At 44.9% G+C, this 22,421-nt stretch carries 21 protein-coding genes and 1 pseudogene; 12 read left to right on the forward strand and 10 right to left on the reverse strand.

Annotation, left to right across the window (positions count from 1 at the left end; all coding sequences use genetic code 11):
- Positions 1–71 precede the first annotated feature (71 nt).
- Both QUB25_RS06000 and QUB25_RS06005 read right to left on the reverse strand, forming a co-directional pair.
- Positions 72–1,058, reverse strand: a complete 987-nt coding sequence (locus QUB25_RS06000; protein WP_333182374.1) for a DUF6263 family protein — start codon at positions 1,056–1,058, stop codon at positions 72–74.
- 4 nt (positions 1,059–1,062) lie between these two features.
- Entirely contained in the window at positions 1,063–1,752 is a 690-nt protein-coding gene (locus tag QUB25_RS06005; protein ID WP_333182375.1) for a polysaccharide deacetylase family protein, read from the reverse strand.
- Between the two features lie 79 nt (positions 1,753–1,831).
- On the opposite strand from QUB25_RS06005, the gene QUB25_RS06010 reads away from it, so the two are divergent.
- The 6 genes from QUB25_RS06010 (at position 1,832) to QUB25_RS06035 (ending at position 6,488) form a co-directional block, all read left to right on the forward strand.
- Positions 1,832–2,077 (forward strand): DUF433 domain-containing protein, encoded by a 246-nt coding sequence (locus tag QUB25_RS06010; protein ID WP_333182376.1) that lies wholly within the window; start codon positions 1,832–1,834, stop codon positions 2,075–2,077.
- 276 nt (positions 2,078–2,353) lie between these two features.
- The gene (locus QUB25_RS06015) at positions 2,354–3,121 is read left to right on the forward strand and encodes a ChaB family protein (RefSeq protein WP_333135748.1); all 768 of its coding nucleotides are present in this window, start codon (positions 2,354–2,356) and stop codon (positions 3,119–3,121) included.
- 231 nt (positions 3,122–3,352) lie between these two features.
- A complete protein-coding gene (rd, locus tag QUB25_RS06020) occupies positions 3,353–3,511 on the forward strand; it encodes a rubredoxin (protein ID WP_333036615.1) in 159 nt (52 codons plus the stop codon).
- A gap of 24 nt (positions 3,512–3,535) precedes the next feature.
- Positions 3,536–4,801: an NAD(P)/FAD-dependent oxidoreductase gene (locus QUB25_RS06025; protein ID WP_445251932.1), complete on the forward strand. Its 1,266-nt coding sequence runs from the start codon at positions 3,536–3,538 to the stop codon at positions 4,799–4,801.
- A gap of 179 nt (positions 4,802–4,980) precedes the next feature.
- Entirely contained in the window at positions 4,981–5,652 is a 672-nt protein-coding gene (locus QUB25_RS06030) for a hypothetical protein (RefSeq protein WP_333182378.1), read from the forward strand.
- A 62-nt stretch (positions 5,653–5,714) separates the two neighbouring features.
- Positions 5,715–6,488, forward strand: a complete 774-nt coding sequence (locus tag QUB25_RS06035; RefSeq protein ID WP_333182379.1) for a class II aldolase/adducin family protein — start codon at positions 5,715–5,717, stop codon at positions 6,486–6,488.
- Between the two features lie 111 nt (positions 6,489–6,599).
- On the opposite strand, the gene QUB25_RS06040 is transcribed toward QUB25_RS06035, so the two are convergent.
- From QUB25_RS06040 to QUB25_RS06055, 4 genes are all read right to left on the reverse strand, one after another.
- Positions 6,600–7,514: an Rpn family recombination-promoting nuclease/putative transposase gene (locus QUB25_RS06040; protein WP_333182380.1), complete on the reverse strand. Its 915-nt coding sequence runs from the start codon at positions 7,512–7,514 to the stop codon at positions 6,600–6,602.
- A gap of 37 nt (positions 7,515–7,551) precedes the next feature.
- Positions 7,552–8,298 (reverse strand): HEAT repeat domain-containing protein, encoded by a 747-nt coding sequence (locus tag QUB25_RS06045; protein WP_333182381.1) that lies wholly within the window; start codon positions 8,296–8,298, stop codon positions 7,552–7,554.
- 337 nt (positions 8,299–8,635) lie between these two features.
- On the reverse strand, positions 8,636–9,172 hold the full coding sequence (locus QUB25_RS06050; RefSeq protein ID WP_333182382.1) for a GNAT family N-acetyltransferase: 537 nt from the start codon (positions 9,170–9,172) through the stop codon (positions 8,636–8,638).
- A gap of 4 nt (positions 9,173–9,176) precedes the next feature.
- The gene (locus QUB25_RS06055; protein ID WP_333036629.1) at positions 9,177–9,380 is read right to left on the reverse strand and encodes a hypothetical protein; all 204 of its coding nucleotides are present in this window, start codon (positions 9,378–9,380) and stop codon (positions 9,177–9,179) included.
- 136 nt (positions 9,381–9,516) lie between these two features.
- On the opposite strand from QUB25_RS06055, the gene QUB25_RS06060 reads away from it, so the two are divergent.
- A complete protein-coding gene (locus QUB25_RS06060; RefSeq protein ID WP_333182383.1) occupies positions 9,517–10,878 on the forward strand; it encodes a calcium-binding protein in 1,362 nt (453 codons plus the stop codon).
- 213 nt (positions 10,879–11,091) lie between these two features.
- Positions 11,092–12,450, forward strand: coding sequence for a calcium-binding protein (locus tag QUB25_RS06065; protein WP_333182384.1), 1,359 nt, complete (start codon positions 11,092–11,094; stop codon positions 12,448–12,450).
- A gap of 215 nt (positions 12,451–12,665) precedes the next feature.
- On the opposite strand, the gene QUB25_RS06070 is transcribed toward QUB25_RS06065, so the two are convergent.
- Together QUB25_RS06070 and QUB25_RS06075 are read right to left on the reverse strand one after the other, a co-directional pair.
- Complete coding sequence (locus tag QUB25_RS06070) at positions 12,666–14,030, reverse strand: MFS transporter (RefSeq protein ID WP_333182385.1); 1,365 nt, start codon at positions 14,028–14,030, stop codon at positions 12,666–12,668.
- A gap of 155 nt (positions 14,031–14,185) precedes the next feature.
- The gene (locus tag QUB25_RS06075) at positions 14,186–16,213 is read right to left on the reverse strand and encodes an Eco57I restriction-modification methylase domain-containing protein (protein ID WP_333182386.1); all 2,028 of its coding nucleotides are present in this window, start codon (positions 16,211–16,213) and stop codon (positions 14,186–14,188) included.
- A gap of 223 nt (positions 16,214–16,436) precedes the next feature.
- Between QUB25_RS06075 and QUB25_RS06080 the strand changes: the two genes are divergently transcribed.
- From QUB25_RS06080 to QUB25_RS06095, 4 genes and pseudogenes are all read left to right on the forward strand, one after another.
- A complete protein-coding gene (locus tag QUB25_RS06080; protein WP_333182387.1) occupies positions 16,437–17,804 on the forward strand; it encodes a ParA family protein in 1,368 nt (455 codons plus the stop codon).
- On the forward strand, positions 17,797–18,579 hold the full coding sequence (locus tag QUB25_RS06085) for a hypothetical protein (protein ID WP_333182388.1): 783 nt from the start codon (positions 17,797–17,799) through the stop codon (positions 18,577–18,579). Before QUB25_RS06080 ends, QUB25_RS06085 begins: the two co-directional genes overlap by 8 nt.
- A gap of 4 nt (positions 18,580–18,583) precedes the next feature.
- A pseudogene (locus QUB25_RS06090) lies at positions 18,584–18,724 on the forward strand (alpha-E domain-containing protein); the annotation flags it as partial.
- A 116-nt stretch (positions 18,725–18,840) separates the two neighbouring features.
- Complete coding sequence (locus QUB25_RS06095) at positions 18,841–20,430, forward strand: family 10 glycosylhydrolase (protein ID WP_333182389.1); 1,590 nt, start codon at positions 18,841–18,843, stop codon at positions 20,428–20,430.
- A gap of 228 nt (positions 20,431–20,658) precedes the next feature.
- Here the strand turns inward: QUB25_RS06095 and QUB25_RS06100 are convergent, their stop codons facing one another.
- Together QUB25_RS06100 and argF are read right to left on the reverse strand one after the other, a co-directional pair.
- Positions 20,659–21,309, reverse strand: a complete 651-nt coding sequence (locus QUB25_RS06100) for an NAD(P)H-dependent oxidoreductase (protein WP_333182390.1) — start codon at positions 21,307–21,309, stop codon at positions 20,659–20,661.
- A 160-nt stretch (positions 21,310–21,469) separates the two neighbouring features.
- Positions 21,470–22,390, reverse strand: coding sequence for an ornithine carbamoyltransferase (gene argF / locus QUB25_RS06105; RefSeq protein WP_333036647.1), 921 nt, complete (start codon positions 22,388–22,390; stop codon positions 21,470–21,472).
- Positions 22,391–22,421: the final 31 nt, after the last annotated feature.

A 22,421-nucleotide genomic window follows, 5' to 3' on the forward strand; every position in this document is an offset into this window, starting at 1 on the left:
TTACAAGTTAACCGGCGACTAAGGACACGGCAGTGCCGTGTCCCTAATTTTTCTAGTTCCTATAATAAAGCTTACTTCGACTCTAAAGTCATCTCCATCGCCATTTTTGTGGTGATTGTTGATTCTTCTGAGCTGCCAGCATTTTTAACACTCATTTCGCTATTTGAACTAATAGACACACTAGAGCGCAAAGGAATTAATCTATCCAAGTGCCCTGTAACTTTTCCCCGGCCCTGAGAACTAAAAGATTTGAGGCTTAAGGTAGTTCCAGCAGGCAATTGGGGAGAGGTAATATTTTGGGGGTTGGCTTGCTGCTCTATACTTACATTCAGAGACATAACTCCATCTTGCCAGCTATCCAATTCATAGGTAGCAATGTCATTCACATTCATGCCACTGAAATCAGAGGAAGAAGAAACGCGCCATTTGGCTCCTTTTCCGACTGCTTCGGCAGGCAGCGGCGAGGCTAGTTGTTCTAGAGATTTAGACATTTGTCCAACCATTTGTTTGAGGTTGTTGTCAGCTCCTTCGGGCAAAATAATGTCACCTCCTTTATGAAAACCGCGATTGTCCATGATGAAAGAGCCTTTCACTCCCACCATGCTTTTGAGTGCGGAACGCATGGCATCTCGGACGGCTGGTGGCATATTTCCGGTATCGCCGACGATATCTGAGTTAGTATAAGCAAACTCGTAGTGAATATCGCCATTGGGATCAATTTTAGTGACTTTTGTCTCGAAAGTCATCACCGATACTGGAATTTTAGCCCCAGGCGAAGACCGACCGGATGCGGATATTTCCATATCCGTTTTTACGGTCATAACAGTTGTTTCTTTGACATCGATAGCGGGTTTTAAACGCAGTTCCTGTCGTGGTTCCACTCCCGGATTTAGCAGTTCCACTTGCGGGGTTTTCGAGTTGGGGGCAGGCGCGGATACGCCAGGGGCTGGCTGCTGCACTACAAGTGGAGTTTCCGCGCTTAGGGAAGCAGGAGAAAGCTCGATCGCCCATCCGGCACTTACCAAACAAAGAGATGCAATAAACTGTCTTTTTTTCATTAACTTAATGTCCTGTTATTTGAATGTTGGTCTGTTCCCACAGTCTATCGACAGTCACAAATTTGTAACCTTTGTACAAAAGCAATGGAATTATTTTATCCGCCGAAGCTGCAACATCTTCACCGCCGCAATAGCCGTCGTGCAGTACAATAATTGATCCGTTTTCAGTTTGCTGCACGATGCGACTAATAACTTTCCTCACCCCCGGTCGCACCCAATCTTCCGGGACGACACTCCACATTACAGGGCGATATTCCCACTGTTGCAATAACTCTAATGTTCGCGGCGTAAAAATGCCGTTGGGTGGCCGCACGTCCAGGATTAATTGTGGGTCTAAATCGCAAGCTTTGGCAATTGCTTTCTGCGTGTCTTCTAAACTTTGTTTGAGTTCGTGGGTTTTTAGTTTGGGAAACGATATATGCTGATAGCCGTGGAGGCCGATCCAGTGTCCGCGATCGTACACTTCTTTAGCCGTTTCTGGATGCCTGTCCACGCAAAAACCTAGCCAGAAAAAACTAGCTTTGATGTCGTATTTATCTAAAATTTTTAACAGTTGAGGTGTGTGCTGACGGTGCGGCCCGTCGTCAAATGTGAGGGCGATCTCTCGGCTGTTGATATCTCCAGTCCACAGACATCTGGGAAAAGCAGATTTTAGGATGGGATGAACGACAGGAAACAGGGGTGCTAATGGCATTGATTAACCTTGATAAATGCGATCGGGTAGAAATGAAGCTGCGTTACAATAAAATAAAGTTAACTTAATCTAGGTAAAGATGACAACTACCGTTGAGATTGGAACGTTAATTGTCAGCACGCCGGGAACTTGCGGCACCCACCCGCGCATCGCCCAAACCCGAATTACCGTAAAAAATATTGCTATTGATGTTAATGCTAGGCTGACTCCAGAACAAATCATTGATCAAAAACCGCACTTGACTCGATCGCAAACACAAATTTATGGTTTACTAGCCTATTCTTTGGCGAATCAAGACAAACTCGACGCGGATATAGCAGCATAAAAGGCTGATTTTGACTCCGGAAAATCTGAATACATAATCCAACTCAAACCGTTAAAAGAGAATATAATCATAATATTAGTAAGGTTATATGAGAGGTTAATAACTATCTGTAATAGCTGAGTGATCACTACTTAAAAAATCTCTTAACTCTTTTGATAGAGCCTCAAACTATGTCCCATTAATCGACCTCTATCTCGGGGTCGATGCGCTTACCCTACAGTGTCTTCCTATACTAAAAACTAGCACAGCTAATCTACCAACCATCAAGGAGGAACAATGACCGAGGAATATTTAGCCGAACGCACAGTTTCAGCCGTATTTAAGGAAGAAGAACAATTAGACGGTGTAATTCGGCGGTTGCTCGATCGCGGAGTTTCCCGCGACCACATCTCAGTAATGGGAAAAAACTTTCAATCTAAAACTAAAATTGCCGGCTTTATTACTAAAAAAGATGTGATATTAGGCGGTCTGCGAAGCGGGGCGATTTTTGGTTCCTTATTCGGTTCTTTTTTGGGTTTGCTAACAGGCGTCGGCGTGCTGTTTATTCCCTTTGTCGGTGCAGTAGTATCGGCGGGCCCGCTGGGTGCGGTACTGTTGGGTGCAGCTAGCGGCGCGATCGCAGGTTCGGCCGGTGCGGGTCTAGTTTCGGCTTTGGTCGCTTTGGGAATGCCGGAAGACAAAGCAACTATCTATCAAACCCGCGTTGAAGCAGGCGAATTTCTCGTGATGGCAGAAGTTCCCGCAGATAAATCGGGCGAATTTCAACTCTTGCTAGAAAGTGCAGGTGGCGAAGAAGTTTCAGTTAGCGAAATGACGCTGCCGCGCGCCGTCAAAGGTCGCTGCAATAGTCCGGCAGACTTGTCTCCAGAAGTGCGATCGCACCTGTCGGAAGCTGCTCAAAAAACCTTTATGGAATCATACAACGCCGCATTTGATGAAAGCAACGACTCGATACAAGCGGAACACACCGCTTGGAATGCCATTCACCAGCAGTACGAAGAAGATGAAAACGGCGTTTGGACTAAGCCTTTAGCAAAAGTCTAGTCTTCCAATCGCAGCAAACTAATAAAAAATACGCTCAAGCCTCTAGAACTGCGGTTCTGGAGGCTTTGACGATTTTAGATTTGAGATTTTAGATTTGAAGATGGTGCAAAACTTAATTCGTAAAGACTTGGGAATTACAGAAAGTCTCATTACTTTTTGAAAGTGGTATTGCACTAGGTTGCGTTGTCAAGTACAATCTATAGGCTTACAATAAAAAATTGAGTTAAGCAAATGCAAAAATACGTTTGTACAGTTTGCAATTACGTCTACGATCCAGCAGAAGGCGACCCCGACGGAGGCATAGCTCCCGGTACTGCCTTTGAAGATATCCCCGACGATTGGGTTTGTCCCACTTGCGGGGCGGCAAAATCCGATTTTGAACCAGAATAAGCGAGAAAAAATTTGTCCGATCGAATCCTCAAAATTACAATCATTGGCGGCGGTGCAGCGGGTTTTTTTAGTGCAATTACCTGTGCCCAAACCTACCCGCAGGCCCGCGTCACTTTACTAGAAGCTGGCCGGCAACTCCTGGCAAAAGTTCGCATCTCTGGCGGCGGGCGCTGCAATGTGACTCATGCTTGTTTTGACCCCGGTGTTTTAGTGCAGAATTACCCCAGAGGAGGGAAAGCTCTGCGCGGTGCTTTTACTCGATTTCAACCCCGCGATACTGTAGAATGGTTTGCCAGTCACGGTGTGAAGTTGAAAACCGAAGAAGACGGGCGAATGTTTCCGATCACCGACGATTCGGGGACAATTGTTAACTGTTTGATTCGGGCTGCTGAGGATGCAGGCGTGAAAATTCGCACGGGTGATGCAGTCGTTTCAGTAAAGAAATTAACCGGGAATAACGCAGAGGGCGAACAAGGGGATACCGCCCCTAGGTTTGAAATTGAGTTGAAGTCGGGGGAGAGTTTTAAGTGCGATCGCATTCTTCTCGCTACAGGCAGCAATCCATCGGGTTATAAGTGGGCAAAAGAGTTAGGTAATACTGTAGAACTGCCCGTTCCTTCTCTATTTACTTTTAATATTTCCGACAGCAGAATCAAAGATTTAGCCGGAATTTCTGTTCCTAATGCTAAGGTGAAATTGCCGGGAGCTAAATTAGAACAAAGCGGGCCTTTGCTAATTACTCACTGGGGTTTGAGCGGGCCTGCTGTACTCAAACTTTCGGCTTGGGGTGCGAGATTTTTGCACGATCGCCATTATAAAACATCTGTGCTGATTAATTGGCTTCCCCAGTACAATGCGGAAGTTTTGCGGCAGCAACTGCTAGCGGTTAAGTCGCAGTTGTCGCACCGATTGATTGTTTCTAGCTGTCCGTTTCCGGTGCCGCGCCGCCTCTGGGAACGTTTGACAAGTTCGATCGGCATTGATGAGCAAAAACGCTGGGCAGACTTATCTAACAAAATCCTCGATCGCCTCCTCCTAGAACTCGTTCAAGGCGAATATCAGATTGCCGGAAAAGGCGCATTTAAAGAAGAGTTCGTCACCTGCGGCGGTGTCAATCTCAAAGAAGTCGATTTCAAGACAATGGAAAGCCGCCGCTGTCCCGGACTTTTCTTTGCGGGCGAAATCTTGGATATCGACGGCGTGACGGGCGGTTTCAACTTCCAAAGTGCTTGGACTACGGCGTGGTTGGCCGGTTTGGCGATCGGCAAACCATCGGATTTTAGATTTTAGATTTTAGATTTTAGATTGGGGAATACTTGCTGTGTAAAAGTTTGGGAGTTGCGATCGGGCGATCGGCTCGCCTATATTAAATTTTGTGTTATTTTTGAATTAAGGCGCACCAAATGTGTGTCCACTTCAGCTTGTAGACAAAATTCGCAGTTTGGCGGACTTAACATTGGGTGAGATACATGAAAGACTTGAATCTAAAAACCCTAGAGTTCGATCGCAACCTTGAGGGCCATCTTGACTCACCTTTCATCGAAAAAAATGGCTTGCTGGAATTCAACCCCCAATTTATCACTCCCGAATTTTTAACAACCTGGACGTTTGAAACACACCTGTACGACGAACAAGTTGCGATCGACCACTTTGTCATCACATTTCCCAGCCGCAGCGCACTCGAAAAATACGCCAAATCTTTTCGCCCCTTCGGCGCCAAAATTGTCGAAGGGCCAGACTTGTTCCCGATTAACTTTTGTTCGACAAACATTAACGTTCCCTCCGACTTGTGGCTGCATTTAATGACCTTATTAATGCCAGCGGGCGGCTTAGTAGTATTAGATGCGCCCCACGCAGCCGGCGACCAAAAAAACCGTTTCCAGCAAGAAAGAGGATTAGAAGCAGTTCACCACGTCGCGCTTCGAGTCGAAAACGTGCAGAATGCTGCTAAAATATGGCAAAATAAAAACTTTAAACCGCTATCAGAGCGTCCTCTAGACTACGGCTCATTAACCCAGTGGTTTCTGCAAAACCCCGCCGGACAAATCATCGAATTAATAGAACGTCGCCCCGGCAACAACGCCACCTTTGACTGCAAAAACATCGCAGGTTTGCGCCTTAGTGAAGTCGCCAGTCAGTAGGGCAGGCAAGATGCCTGCCACACAATTAACAATTATCCATTTCCCATGACAAAATAAAATATATGGTCGCATTAAAAATCCCCAAAGTCACTTTTCAACCCCCAACATTCAACTCACTTGAAGAAGAACGCCGCCACCGCAAACAGCGTTTAGCCGCCGCATTTCGATTATTTGCCCGCTTCGGATTTAGCGAAGGAATTGCCGGACACATCACCGTCCGCGACCCCGAACACCTAGACCATTTCTGGGTCAATTCTTTTGGAATGCACTTTGGTTTAATTCGAGTCAGCGACCTAATTTTAGTCAACCACAAAGGCGAAGTTGTTGAAGGAAATAAACCAGTAAACGAAGCAGCATTTGCCATTCATTCTCAAGTGCACAGCGCCCGCCCCGACGTAATCGCAGCAGCCCACGCTCATTCTCCCTACGGCAAAAGTTGGTCGAGTTTGGGCCGCCTGCTTGACCCGCTGACGCAAGATGCTTGTTCTTTTTATGAAGACCAAGCTTTATTTGACGATTACACCGGAGTTGTTTTGGAAATCGAAGAAGCTAAACGCATCGCCAAAACTTTAGGTGAGAAAAAAGCTATTATTTTACAAAATCACGGACTGTTAACAGTAGGTCAAACAGTAGATGAAGCGGCTTGGTGGTTTATTGCAATGGAACGTTCTTGTCAAGCGCAGTTAATGGCCGAAGCAGCAGGAAAACCTATTCTCATCAAGCCAGAATGTGCGCGTTTGACACAGCAACAAGTAGGGTCTCACCGTATGGGATGGTTTAGCTTTCAACCGCTTTATGACATGATTGTGCGTCGGGAACCCGACTTATTAGATTAGAAACTCGGCGGTTGAAACCGCTATTACACAAACACAGTCCGCCTGTGGCAAATAAAGAATGAAGGGGGTATTAAAGCCGGATTTAGTATCAGGAGTGCAAAAGTTATAAATTCATGCTGAAGCCGAGTCAAGCCAAGCTATCAAATCCTCTTGACTGGTAAAATCTAACAAGATTTCTCCTAAATCTTCCAAGAGTTGGGGAGATAGCTGCTGGATGCGAGTTTGAATTTCTGGTGGGATTTCACCAGTGCGCCGCGCGATTTGACGCAGGATTAATGCTGTTTGCCCCTCAATTATGCCTTCTTTACGACCTTCTTGCATCCCCTTAATAACAGCACCGCGTTGGTCTTCAAAAAACATTTCCCGCTTTTCCAATTCCTCTAATTCCTTAAGGGTTAAATTAGTTCTGCTGGCGATGGAAAAAGCTGTTTGAATTTCGGGAATTGTTGCAAACTTTTCCGGAATTTCATCGAAGAGGGGAGCATTTTTGATAAAATAAATCCAGCTTTGAATTAGGTTTTCGACTTGTTCCAGTTCTTTATTAAACTTGGGAAGTTCGACAAACACTAATTCTATTTCTCTGTTATAATACTCGAAGTTTTCTTCGAGTTCTTTAAATACAAAATGAGTGAGAAATTTTTCTGTATTTTCAAAGAGAATAAAATCAGTAATTGTTAAAGCAATCAAAGGATTTAATTTAGAGTATCCTTCCCTGGGTCGGAGTTGAGTTGCGTAGGTTTTGGCGGCATTGTACACTACCCGTTTAGTAAAAGCTTCTACATTTATTACCTGCATTTCGATAATCACAGTTTTGTTGCCTGTAATTTTGGCTTTAACATCCAGGTAAGTGTCTTTTAATCCAGTAACGCTCGGCGCGGCGTAAGGGTCAATAATTTCTAAGTCTTCAATGGTTGGCTGTGCGTCATAGAGCATAGCATTGAGGAAGCTAATCAAAATGTCTTTGCTCTGGGGCGAACCAAAGATTTTTTTGAAACCAAAATCTGTTTTAGCACTGATGAAAGGCATAATTAGTAATGGGTAATTAGTAATTGGGGCGTTTAAATCACAAAAGTCCTTCCATTTCTAAATCTTCAATAATCTGCAATCCGCGCGGGTCGCCGACTCGCAATAGCGAAGATTTAGCATCTTCCCGCACGCCCATATCTTCATCTTCTTCTAAAGCTTCAATCAGACCATCGATCGCCCCAGCGTACACTATATTATTCGGCAATTCGCGTGCCAGTTGCCCGATCGCCCAAGCGCAGTTGCTCCGCACAGCAGACACAGCATCTCCCCGCAGCGCTTCAATCAACGGCGGAATCGCCGCAATCACCACATAGTAACCAACTTTTGCCATTTGACCCAGAGAACTCGCCGCCCACAAACGCACCGCCGAAATATCTGTTTTCAGAGCATCAATTAAAGATGGCAAAGCGCGGTGGTCGCTGCAATTTCCCAAGGCCCAAACTACCCCTTTGCGAACGTAACCGTTCCAGTCGCGGTTAAGCTGAACAATCAGCGGTTCCACAGCATCGGGACTCGGATTTCGCCCCAACGCATAAGCCGCGCTCACTCGCACCAAGGGGCAACCGTCTCTCAATAAATTAATTAAATGCGAAATTGCTCGATCGTCCTGCAGTTCGCAAAAAGCCCGCGCAGCAATCATCCGGTGCTGAGGTTCCGGGGATTCCAGCAAAGGCAGCATTTCCTCGGGATCTGGCAGCGGGGGTTCGGATTCGTCAAAATGATCCAAAGGGCTTTCCAGTTCCGTGTCAGTATCAAGGGCGTTGGAGTAGTCGTTATTGTTCATAAAAAAACTTTACCGCACAGAGGATGCTCCTAAGCAACTCAGTCAGCACTCAGCAGTCCGCAGTCAATAATTGTAGGGTGCGCGCGCAGTACCTTACTACAAACAAATACCTCTGCTGTCACCTAAGTTAATAGCGAGGACTTCAGTCCTCATAATTGCTGTCACCTAAGTTTCTAGTGAGGACTTCAGTCCTCATAATTTGGATGAATCCGGACTAAAATCCTTACTACAAAGGAATATCTCTGCTGTTACTTAAGTTGGTAGTGAGGACAGAAGTCCTCATAATTGGAATGAATCAGGACTTTTGCCCTGATTCCAAACCAGTAGAATTTATATTTCAAAGGGATTTGAGCATCGAGAGGGAATGAGTTTGATAGCCTAATTTTTGATAGAGATTCACCGCAGGCTGATTGCTCAGAAATACTTGCAAACCAATTTGCCGATCGCCTCTTTCCCGCGCCCAATTTTCAGCATGAATAACTAAAGCTGCACCTACTCCTAGACGGCGATGTTCCGGTGCTACGTACAGCAAAAAAATGTGAGCGTAGCGTTCTCCGGTGGTTTGGTCGATCGCATTTCCCAACCACAAACATCCGACAACCGATGTCAGATTTTGGGCTTGAGATTGGGGATTGAGATACTGCGAGGGAAGCGCCGGCAAAATTTCTGCCTCTTCCTGGGTGTTTTTCTGGCACTCTACCCACCAAACCGGCGTCTGGTTAGAAAAATACTGCTCGACAGTTTGAGCCAAATGTCCCAATTCCCCATCCGGGTAAAGCTCTTGGTAAGTCCGGTGCATAAACTTTACCAGTTTTGCCCGATCGAGTCCCGATCCTGAGCGCAGCCGGTAGCCCGGTATTAGTTGAGCAGACATCAGCTCAGCGGACACGAAAAGCGGAGTAATTTAGCCCCAAGAAAATTGGATTCACTACTGCCGCTTGCTTTTGGGGGATCGCTTCCTCAATCGGTGCGGGGGCAGCCATGTCACCAGGCAAAAAGATGCGAGCACTGACTGCTACCAGAGCCGCGAAAAATACTAATACCGCTATCAATGGAGCAATGTATTGACGAATGATACCCATAACCGCAAAAACTTAATTCTTGAGTTGATATTATCAAGTGTACCATACAAATCTTGTCAGCTATAATTGCTACCATTGGACAATTAGCTCAACAAGAGAGCGATCGCAAATACCAACAAACAGAAAATCTAATATTATGAGTGCCTCGCCTGCTGTTTATGAATCTCTAGCTAAATCAATTGTTTTTTTGAATCAAAAGCCGAGCGCGCAAAATCAAGTTTCGACTTTCCTAGATACTAATAGCTACTATATCGATCGCATATTCGACGACCCAGAAACAAACTTTTATGCGATCGGGTTCGGTTCATCCAATCCCGAAAACCCGCCCGCCCTCGTATTTAAAGGTACAGACTTCATCGACGGCGACGCTATCTTTTCCGACTCGCGGGACATTGGTTTACCTGAATTTGAAAAGAACAAAGATAATATCAAAAATTGGCTCACAGAAATCGGTCAAAATACTGGTAAAAACCCCAGCAAATTATTGCCCGATGTCATCGGACACAGTTGGGGCGGAGCTGTCGCTCAAATTGTAGCAACCGAATACACATCTCTGACCGGCGATATCTTTACTTTCAACTCTCCGGGAGTATCAGTGAGTACATTTAACACTTTTCGGAGAAATCTCAGCAGGGCAGGCAACAAAAATGTCACTCACTACATTACCAGCGGAGATGTAGTCAGCTTGTTTGGCGAAGCATTTATCCCGGGTAAAGTATTTATCCAAAGTTTTACAGATCCGAGTATTAATCCCTTAACTGTTTTGGCAAAACATCGAACTGAAAATTTGTTAACTACTCCGCCCGTCGGTTTTTTGCAGAGGCAAATTTCCGTAGAACAATTAAACAGTTCTGAATTTACTTATAACAACGATTCAGATTTTAACGAGTTTATAGCTGCGATGAATTTGGCCCTGCCCAATGTGTCAGTAGCGATCAGAAGCAGAGGCGGTGCAGAGAGTGTGAGAACAGCGCCAGAATTTTCTTTTGTGCAGTTGATCAGAGAAATGCAATACGGTTTAGCTCCCTTACAACCGAATTATTTATCAGGCGACGCTCGCAACAATACTGCTACGGGGGGCCCTGGAGAGGATACAGTTATCGGCAACGGCGGTAACGATACTCTCAGAGGCAATCGAGGTAATGACAGCATCACCGGTGGTGATGGCGACGATTTCTTGTACGGCGGCAGAGATAACGATTATTTCGAGGGCGGCGACGGAAACGATTTGGTTTCCGGCGAGTTTGGCAACGATTTTTTAATTGGTGGTGCGGGGCGCGATCGCTTTGTATTGGAATCCGGCGGCGGAGCAGATGTGATTTTAGATTTTCAAGATAGTGAAGATTTAATTACCCTGTCGCGGGGTCTAACTTTTCCTCAAGTTAGAGTAACCCAAGGTGGTGACGGAGCTTTAATTACTATCCCGGTTACTGGGGAAATTCTTGCTACTCTCAGAGGCGTAATTGCCAGCGATATTACGCGGGTAGATTTTGTATAGCTTTAGGGTGCTCAAAATTTGTATTTTTGGTGGCGCAAAACCTGCCTTGGTTTTGTAGCGATAGGTTTTTTTTATTAAAAAATTCCTATTAATTTGCCGCTAAAAAACTACTAAAAATGACCACTTAATATGGTCAATAAACGAAGTTTATAGTAAAATTAGTTAAGTAGCTTAAAAACTAATTACCCCTCAAACGACAGGAAATAAAAAAATATGCCCTCCTCCCCCGCCGCTTACGAAACTATAGCCAAGCAAGTTGTTTACATAGATAACGACCCCCAGTCTCAAACTTTAGTTCAAATGGGTTTGACCGCTGCTGGCTACCAAATCGATCGCACTTTTGACGATCCCGGAACTGGATTTCACGCGATCGGCTTAATTTCCACCACCCCAGACAAACCGCCTATTTTGGTATTTCGCGGCACGGACTCGCTCGTAGACGATATTGCCAACGCAGACCCGCGCGGCGCCGGTTTCAACCAATTTGAAGCCAACAAACAAGCATTAGGAAATTGGTTGACAGAAATCAGTCAAGATACAGCCAAAAACCCCAGCCGCTTGCCACCAGACCTTCTTGGACACAGCTTGGGCGGTGCCATAACGCAACTAGCCGCCACCGAATTTACATCTACTATCGGAGATATTGTCACCTTCAATTCTCCCGGAGTTGATCAGAGCACCGTCAATACATTTAAGCAGAAAGCCGGGGCAGGAAAAAATGTAACTCACTACATAGTTAACGGCGATTTTGTTAGTTTGGGAGGAGAAGCTTTTATCCCCGGCAAAGTAATTCTTCAAACATTTACTAACCCGATTATCAACCCGCTACTTGTCTTGGACAAGCACACGCAAAGCGGTTTGTTAACTTCTCCACCTCCCGGCTTGACTCAGACAGAAATCACTGTAGACCAGTTGAGCCGCCCGGATTTCACTTTTACAGATTCAGATTATTTAGAACTGTTAGCTGGCTTAGACTTTGCACTGCCAACCTTGGGAACCTCGTTGGAATCGCGCAGCAGTTTAGAGCAATTAAGAACCACTCCGGGAACCTCATTTTTAGCAAACGTTGCAGCAATGCAAACTGCTCTAGCTCCCTCCCAAATTAATAATTTAGTCGGCGACGATGCCAACAATACAGCATCAGGTTTTGGAGACGACGATATTATCACTGGCAATGGGGGAAACGACACTCTCAGCGGCAACAAAGGCAACGATATTATCAGCGGTGGCAGCGGCAACGATCTGCTATTAGGCGGCAAAGGGGATGACAATTTGAACGGGGCAGAAGGAGACGATACACTCATTGGCGCAGCGGGTGCGGATCTCTTAATCAGTGGCGCTGGACGCGACGTATTAGTGTTAGGAGCAGGTGCCGGTACAGATACACTTGTAGACTTTCAAAAGGGTCAAGATTTAATCGGTTTGAGCGGAGGTTTGACCTTCAACCAAGTCAGAGTTACTCCAGGAGATTTTATAACGACGATTGAACTAGCCCGTAATGGCGAAGTTCTTGCCAGTATTCCTGGCATTCCAAGTAGTCCGCTAACAGCTAGTGATTTTATTGCGATTTAGTTGGCGGCTGGCAATACAGATATTCGGTAAGGACACAACAATGTTGTGTCCTTATTTTATTTTAGGAAAACAAACACCGACAATTTATACTCTGCCATGATTAAAAACATCAATATTCCTCCAACGGCGGGTTCACCGAAATCTCGAAAAAAAAGTGCAGACCTTCGTAAACCCGCCCCGCCCGGCTCTTATAATTATAGCGATCGCACTTGATATTAATCGAAATCGTCCAGTCCAGGTCTGGGCATGGATGCTAATTTTTTCTCATCGTCTAGGGGCAGAAAGAAAATCGTCAGCATACCGGGAATCACAGCCAGCGCGCTCATCAAAAAATAATTTTGATAGCCGAGACTCGCCTGCAAGTAGCCGCTAAAAACGCCCGGAATCAGCACTCCTGCAGCCATAAAAGCCGTTGTAATTGCATAGTGAGATGCTTCGTATTCAGGGCGGACAGTCCGCATCAAGAACACTGTATAGGCAGCTACGCCAAGTCCGTAAGTAAATTGCTCGATCGAATTTACGGCATAAGCCCATTCAATCCCCGGTTGATTGATTGCCAACAGCCAATACAGCACGTTAGTCGAATTTTGCAGAATAGCCGTCGGCCACATCCATTTTTTCAATCCTTGTTTAGCAATCAAATAGCCACCAAGCAACCCTCCTATTAACAAAAACATTACCCCTAAAGTACCGGATAATAAGCCCATATCCGACGTAGAAACTGCTAATCCTCCTTTCTCAACTTTATCCATTAAAAATGGCGGAGCCATTTTAAAAGTCAAGGCATCGCCCAAGCGAAAAATCAAAACGTAAGCCACAATCCAACCTATTTTATATTGCTGAAAATAGGTTTTGAATGCTTCGATAAAGCTGGTTCTTTGTTGGGGGGTGTCGGATTCCAAATCGTAATTTCGAGGATAGGGAAGATACCACCGCTGAAAGAGATATATCAGCACAAACATAATCGCACAAATGCCAAAGGCTGTCGCCCATCCGTAGTTAAGCGCAGACACGCTAAAATCAGAACCGAAAAGTGACAGTGGAATGTTTTGATAGATTTTGGTGTCGCCTGTATTTCCGGTGACTAAATGGTTTTCGGCCAGTTTCCCGGCTAAGAACACCAATAAACCGCTACCGGCAATGACAGCACCTCTATAAGCCGTGTTGCGAACCCCGACAAACAAGGCTTGCTGGTCTTTATTGAGAGTGTTTAAATAAAATCCGTCAATAGCGATGTCGTGAGTAGCTGACACAAAGGCGATCGCCGTAAAGATAACAAGCGATATAATAATCGGTGCCGGCGTTAATACGCCAAAAGCTAGGAAAGCAAACAGGAAAGCACATATGATTTCGGTTGCTAAAATCCATTTGCGTTTGGTGGAATACAAATCAACAACTGGCCCCCACAAACCTTTTAAAACCCAAGGAAAAGACAAAAGACTTGTCAATCCGATGATCTCGTTGCTGGTTCCCATACCTTTTAAAAAAATCACCGACATTAAATTAACGACGGTGTAAGGGAGACCTTGAGCGAAATACAATACTGATACCCACAATCCAGCGTTTTGCTTTTTTTCCATTGCAAAGATATTTTGGCGAGTTACTTATCTAATTTACTGAGTGCGATCGACAATTCCGGTCAATCAAACCGCTTGCATCACAGTATATGTCATTCCCATACCAGCGGCAGCCATATGAAGAGTGTATTTTAGCATCCTTCGGACTCACAAATATTTTATTTTTTGGAATAAGCCTGCAATATTTTTTCTCCGTTAAAATGAACGAGGTAAGCGCGAACATTCTTTTCCCAGTCAGAAGTGCCATAACTTCGCAGCAGTTCGAGAGCACTTTCTTCTATCTGATATGCCGTTTTTTCACTATTCACAGGACGTTCTGGACTGTCAGGATTAACAACAATTAAACCTGCATCTAGAAACAGATGCACCGTTTGGCGGCGCACAGTTGCCCGCGTAGTTGGTGCATATTTTTTACTGTACTCCCGATCCATAAATTCCATAATTGTTGTGATTCCCCGAAGTGGAGATTTTGCCAATCCCCAAGCATCCTTTGGCTTGAGGTCAAGCAAAGCCAGAAGGGTTAAGGCGGAACGTTCGTTAAGCTGACCTTTTGGAAAACCCAGCGCTGCAAGTATTTCTAGAGATTCATCAATACGGTTCTTGATTGTCATCGGACTATTTTCTAACGGATTGGTCGCCTTCAGCAGTTGTCTCTCGACAAGTCGATCCAGTTCCCGCTGTGTAGGAAATATTTCTCCTATTTGAGCGCCAAGTAAAAGTAATTGCTCTACAGTAGGATACTTCAAATTGCGTAAATCCGTAGCATTAACTTGAGTGTGTCCGTTGAACAGTCGGAAAAACGCATCTACCAAACTCGAATTTAGATAAACGGCCAATCCCCGCGCCAGGGTGAGGTCTAATCCGCGTCCCTGTTGGTGAAAGTAATTCAAATGGTTCTCAAAACCAACGCGAGAACTATTAATTTTATTGGCATCCCAGACAACTGCAACAATTCGCTTTTTCTCTTCCTTTGAGGAGAAGCGCTTGCTCAAAACATAATGTTGGTTAGGTACGAGGAGTGCAGCAGTTTTTTCCGTGACAGCTAAAGCTTGATGCTTTCTCGTGGCTGTGGGATATTCAACACCGCCAGCCGAGAAGTGGGCCGGATAAATCAGCGGAACTGTACCGTTCTCAGGTTTTACTCGCAAGTCAGAGCGAACACGAAAATCTACAACTTTTCCGGTGGAAACTGTTAAGCTTAATTCCTCTAGGGTGCAAGTAAATTGAGCCATTTGCTCGACTACTTTCTGGCTGACAGCATCCGGTAAAATCCGAATAAATTGCTCGGAATGATTGGGATTAATTAGGGCGGTATAGGGCAGTTGGTGAGACAAAACCAGGTCGTCGCCCACGCTGCTGCTTGAGGTAATTAGTACAGTATCTGGTGGTTCTATTTGTTTGGTGGCGCGCACAATAATAGTTTCTTGCAGCACCGCATCGTCGCGAAATGGCAACTGTCGGGATTCAAAGATGTGTACTTGGCGTAAAGCCATCATTTGAAGGAATACTTTGCGGAAATCTCGAAAGTATAAACCGTTGCAAAAGCTGCGGGGAGTAATCGATACTAATTCACCGTTTGGTTTGAGCAGGTGAGCAGCAGCAACTGTGAAGCCAGCGTAGAGATTGCTGGTTTCTAGTCCTATAGAACGCAGCAAGGTTCTGGCTTGGGATTTAGCGTCTATCTTGGCATAGGGAGGATTGATAATTGCATGGGTAAATTCCCGTTTTACTGGTTGTGTAAATAGATTGGGCTGCAACATATCGGCGCTGTCTTGAATAAAATCAATTTCGCGAACCTCACAGGTAAAAGATATCCCAAAACCCTGACATTCAATACTGCACAATTCTAAAGTTTGCTTGAGGTATTCAATCAAAATAAGGTCAATTTCATAAGCTGTAACGTGCAGGCTGCGCGGTCTGTTTGGGCGCTGGCAAAGTTCGCAAACAACGGCTGCTAACAGGGAACCAATACCAGCACCGGCATCTAAAAGCGATATATCGGGACAGTTAAATTCAAACATTCCCGCCATCAAACTTGCCACGGATGAAGGTGTTAAAAATTGTCCCTTTTCTCCTCTCTGGCTTTGCTGCAACTTTCGGGTTGCTTCTTGGCGCCAGCCATCTACTCGATCGAGTAAATTGCTGTCATGCGGCAGGGCTAGGGTTTGAAAGTGAGGTGCTATCATTTTTTGATAAAAGTGCGTTAGCGAAGCCCTCGAAGAGGATCGCGAGTTCAGTTTATTTTCGCCCAAAATTGCACCGATGTGCAAAAATGTCAACCGCACTAAAAAATATATAACTTATCCAAAAGTATGTTGACTGTTCATATAGGTAGATCGGGAGGTAGCTAACGATGACACAAACTCAAACCAAGCGTTATGATTTTACTTAAGTCTCTAGGTGTAAGTTATGACAACTATCAACTGGAATGAAGTTTTAGATAGTATTTCAAAGAATGCAGAAGAGCCAGAAGTCGAAGATCGATTTGTCAAACGCCTTCTAAATGCGCTTGGATTCACATCTGATGAGTGGGTACAACAGTTTAAAACAGGGAAGGGTCCTGCTGATTTTGCTGCTCGCAAGAATCACGATGATGATAAATTTTCAGTGGCTAAGATTAACCCAGATTTAATCATTGAAGTTAAAGGGAGAGTATCAGGAAATGCCATCATTAACTTAGCAGAAGGTACTCCCGCGTACAAAAAAGCTAAAGAACAGATAACAGGTTATCTTCTTGCTCCTAAGTGCCAAACATCTCAATGGGGTATGATCACTAACTCAACAGATATCCAGCTATTCCGCAAACATGGTAAAATCGTATTGCCTGCTACTGACTGCATGAGGATAACCAAAAATAATATCATTGAGATTATCACTAAAATTAAGAACTTGCTGGAAAATCCACCCAAAGCTTTAACAATTTGCATCTATAATGATAAGGGAGGTGTGGGGAAAACTACAACGACAATCAACTTGGCGGCGATTCTTCGCCAAGAGCAGAAAAAAGTGCTTGTTGTTGACTTCGATCCACAGCAAGGAGATTTAACAGATTCATTAGGCTTACAGGAGGGAAAAGTCAAATTCTCTGATTGCCTGCTTGATGAAGCATTGAATGTTAAAGAAACTATTCAACCATTTAATCTGAAGAATAAAGCAGGTCAATTAGTTAAGATGTTTGATGTAATCCCATCTGATTCAGGCTTATCGAAGTTCATGACTTATGAGTATGAAGCAAAAATTGACAAAGGTTCAGCAAAGCTCCGAGATTTGCTTGAGATTTTTGTTCGTAATTATGATTACATCTTAATTGATGCACCTACGAACTGGACTTTTTTTAGTAAAAGCTGTGTGATAGCTTCCGATGTAATCCTCATGCCAACAGAACACAATAACTTTTCATCTTTAAAAAATGCTGCTAAAGTTATTAAAGAATTCTTACCTGAAGTTAAGAAGCTGAGGGAGGACGGTGGCCCTATTGCCTTGCCTATCTTTTTCAATAAATACAAAGAAACCGAGGCTTCTCAAAAAAAATTAAATGTAGAAATCAAAGCAATTCTTACAGTTAAAAAAGGTGAAACTTCTTTTCTAGATCCTAGTTTGTTACCCTATTATTGGCCTAAGTTTACAAAAACGGTGATGGACACAACTATATTCTATGTTCCAGAATATGAAGTTGTTTCAAGTGCAGCTTTTTCTCGAAAACCAGCGGTTTTTCAACACAAAAAAGCCGCTGAATATTACTTAAAATTAGCGAAGGAGTATTTTTTGTATGAGTAATTCTGAGAACATCGGTAAGTTAATGCACTTGAAGTTATCTAAGATTGAGTCAGCAGAACCCTGCTCTGAGTCAGAGTTTATCATTGCCGGAGCCGCCGAAGCCGTATTGCAAGCAGGTAATCGCAATTGGATTCCGATTATTGTTAAAGAAACAGGCGACTATCAGTATCAAGTTGTGAGCAATCACTTTGTCTATGCTGTAGCTCAGCAAGCCAAATTAGATTTAGTATGGTGTATTGTCATTGACCCAAAACCATCAAATATTGAACAAGCGAAGATTCTAGCGCGAGAAGCAAATCCCCAAGTCAATCTGAGTACAGCATCAAAAGATACTATTATAGCTGTACTTAAATACTTAGTTAAAGAGCATAATTGGAAGAATGTAAAACCAGTTGAAACTGCCACTAAAATTGTAGATTCTAACCGCGAGCAATGGTCAGATTTTATCCCTTTGACTAAGCTCAAATGTAATTTGACTAAGGCGAGATTAGATTTTATTGCTAAAGTATTTTCTATATCACCGCCACCACCGCCGCCGCCACCGCCTGAAGCAGTTAGTGTGAAACGTGCATCTAGAGATGAAATTTTCGATCGTCTCAATTACTTATCAACTAATAAAATAGGCGGCTTTGAAAATATAGATGCAGAAAAAACAGCCGATGCTATCTTCACCGCGAATAAAGGGAAGTGGAAAACCCTCAGTCCAATTTCCAAACTTGAATGCGGCATTGATACAGCCAAAATGAAAATCATTAAAACCCTATTTAGCCTGTAAAACTATGTTAAGTGGTGTAGCGGATTCAATTTACTGGCTCAACCGCTATATTGAAAGATCGGAAAATATCGCCCATTTTGCCGAAGTCAATTTTAATCTCATTCTCGACTCTCCCAGCGGTATTACTCAACTATTTACCGATCTGCCCACTTAATGTACCATTGTGCGAAAATGTCAAGCGGACGCTCAAACCAAAAGTCCGTAAAGGACTGTTAAACGCTCTCTCACACATTTCTGATGCGAAATACCAAAACATTCTTTTTGTCAAGCTTGTTCCTGATTGGCTTAACAATTAGTTTTCTGCTGACTCCTGGTTGGTTCTCCAACTTCCCATCCCGCGCTAGCGCAACTATGCCCCCGCAAACCCAAACCGCCGAATTTCGCGCCTTCTGGGTGGACGCCTTCAACCCCGGCTTCAAAACGCCTCAAGAAGTCACAAAATTGATCGCAGACGCGCAGCGGGCCAATGCCAACGCCATAGTCGCCCAAGTCCGCCGCCGCGGCGATGCTTTTTACACCAGTGCGATCGAACCCCGCACCCTCGATCCCAACGTTCCCCCCGGTTTCGATCCACTGCAAGATTTGATTGACAAAGCCCACGCCGCAGGCATTGAAGTACACGCTTGGATGGTGACGCTGCCTGTGGTTTCGGGTACCAAACTTCCCGCCGGTCACGTTTGGCAACAACACGGGCCTTCGGCCCCCGGCAGCGACAATTGGGCGATGCTGACTTACGGTGGGGAAGCCCAAGGCTATCTCGATCCCGGCCATCCAGACGCCGTAGATTATACTGTTTCCGTCTATTTGGACTTGCTGAAGCGCTACGATGTGGACGGCGTACAGTTGGATTATGTGCGCTACGGCGGGCCGACTTGGGGCTACAATCCGACTTCGATCGCCCGTTTCAATCAGCAAACAGGTCGATCGGGCAAACCCGCACCCACCGATCCTGCATGGATGCAGTGGCGGCGCGACCAGGTGACAAATTTAGTGCGGAAGCTTTATGTAGAAAGCCTTGCGATTAAACCGCGCGTTAAAATTACCGCCGCCACGATCGCCTGGGGAGACGGCCCGAAAAACGATGCAGGGTGGTATCAAACGCAGCCTTACAAAGAAGTATTGCAGGATTGGCGCGCTTGGCTGGAAGAAGGGATCGTAGACATGGCGATGCCGATGACTTACCAGCGCGAGTACAAACGATCGCAAAAACTCGCTTACGACAACTGGATCGAGTACGCCAAAGACCACCAGTACAACCGCCAAATTGCGATCGGCCCCGGCAATTACCTCAACTACATCGAAGACACTCTAGACCAAATTCGTCGCGCCGAACAGCCGTCTGCGAAAGGAAATCACGTCGCAGGTACGGTGCTCTATTCCTACGCTAGCAGCAACGTGTACACGAATGTCGAACTGCGATCGGGCGGCACCGGTGATTTGCCCCGCCAGCCTTGGAAATACGTTCCCCAAAGCAACGATTTGTTTTACACCGCGCTTTCGCAGCCGAGTCAATACGTTGACGCTGCGACGGGCAAAACCTATGAAACTCAGCCTGTGTGGGCGACAGCAGCAGCGGTTCCCGATATGCCTTGGAAGTCGCGGCCGACTACAGGTGCGATCGCCGGAAATTTGCAGCAGTGCGCTCGAACTTGCGACGGTGCGAGCTTGACATTGCAGTCGATCGATGCGGCTGGCAAAGTGCGTCAACTGCGCGCCGATGGTAAAGGATGGTTTGGGGCGATCGAGCTTTCTCCGGGAACTTATCAGTTGAAAGTTGACGGAAGTCAAATTCAACAAACAGTTAATGTTGTCGCCGGTGAAGTTGCAAAAATCAATTTCGGAGCCTCTTAATCACTTTTTAGGGTGCGCCGATGTGGGCTATTGCGATCGACTTACAGCGTATCCCGGGTTTATAGAACCCATGTAGGATCTTTTTGTTGTCTCACAAGCCTTTGAGGTATCTAGGTTGTATCTGGTTTGATGCCTGTTAGCTTAAAGTCCTGACTCTGGTATTAAATCCTCTGGTAAAACTATCCCCTCAAAACCATATAGTTCGCTCAAGAAGATACCAAATGGGTTCTATAAAGTTTCTAAGATTTCTGACTTAGGGAATCTTACTTTTGCGAGTGAAGCATACTTATCTGCTTCAGAGCGATAGCCAGCCGCACAAGCTACGACGGTAGTAAATCCTTTTGCAGAAAGACCCAACAGGCGATCGTAATTGACAGGTTCAATTCCTTCCATTGGACAGGTGTCAACACCAAGCAATGCAGCACAGGTCATAAAGTTGCCCAGTGCAATATAAGTTTGGCGCGTTGACCATTGATTGATATTAAAACTGCGGGCACCATCCACCAAGTCACTGACGATTAGATTCCGATATCCTGCCATTGCCTCTACGGTTCCGCCCCGCAGCTCGACAGTGCGAGCCAGAAAGCGATCGACATCCTCGGCAGTGAGATTCTTTTTAATCGCGAACACGACATAATGAGAGCAATCAGTAACCTGTGACTGATTCCAGGAGTGGGGCTTGAGCTGTTCTTTAAGTTCCGAGCTGGTAATAATCAGAAATTTCCAAGGTTGAAGCCCATAAGAAGATGGTGTTAACACTAACGCATCTTCTAAAGCTGTCCAGATTTCTGGAGCAATTTTTTTGGCTGGATCGAACTGTTTGGTGGCATATCGCCATTTGAGATTTTCGAGTAAGTCTGTCGTAGTGATGTGATTCATTTCTTTTACTTAAGAGATTGCAATTAATCATGGTTGAAACGGATAATTACAGGCTGGTTGCAAATAATCCTGATTCAAATGAAATGATAACGGAAGCGGTCTGCAAAAAGTAGCGAGCAGGTCGATTTGTTCCCCCGACAGACTAATTTTTAGCTAATTCCTAATCGCTTTCCAGAATGCTTGCGAGCAAAGCTTGCTGAGCGTGCATCCGATTTTCTGCCTGATCCCAAACGCGCGATTGACTGCCTTCAATCACTGCATCGGTAATCTCTTCATCTCGGTGCGCGGGCAAACAGTGCAGTACAATTGCATTTTTATCTGCTAACTTCAGCAATTGTTCATTTACCTGATAGGGTTCAAACAAAGGAATCCTGATTTTTGCTTCCTCTTCCTGTCCCATACTCGCCCAAACATCAGTATAAATCACTTGAGCATTCTTCACAGCAGCTTCTGCGTCCGTCGTCACAGTAACTTCTGTTTTTCCCTTAGCAATATTCTTAGCTTTTTCCACTATCTCAGCATTCGGCTGGAAATCTTGAGGGCAAGCAATTCTTACATTCATTCCCGTCATTGCACAGCCCAACATCAGCGAATTAGCCATATTATTGCCATCGCCCAAATAAGTCAAAGTCACCCCTTTCAACTTGCCAAAACACTCTTTTACTGTCATTAAATCCGCCAGCACTTGGCATGGGTGTTCGTCATCTGTCAGTGCATTAATCACAGGAATTTTCGCATAGTTGGCAAAAGTAACTAAATCCTTTTGCTCGAAAGTCCGAATCGCCAAAATATCTAAATATCTATCTAAAACCCTGGCTGTATCTACCAAAGGTTCACCGCGGCTGACTTGTGTAACGTTGGGATTGAGGTCAATCACTTGCCCTCCCAATTTATACATTGCTACCGTAAAACTTACCCGCGTTCGCGTTGAAGCTTTGGAAAATAACAAGCCGAGAACTTTATTGCGTTTCAGCTTGACCATTCCCGATTTTAAACTGGCTGCTAGATCCAGCAAATAATTTAATTCATCTATGCTTAAATCTGCCAGACTTAATAAATCTCGCCCTTTTAATGAATCCATGCTTTCCCCCACACACAAATTTTTAACTGTG

This window comes from Microcoleus sp. B3-D7 (assembly GCF_036705305.1).
GTDB lineage: Bacteria > Cyanobacteriota > Cyanobacteriia > Cyanobacteriales > Microcoleaceae > Microcoleus.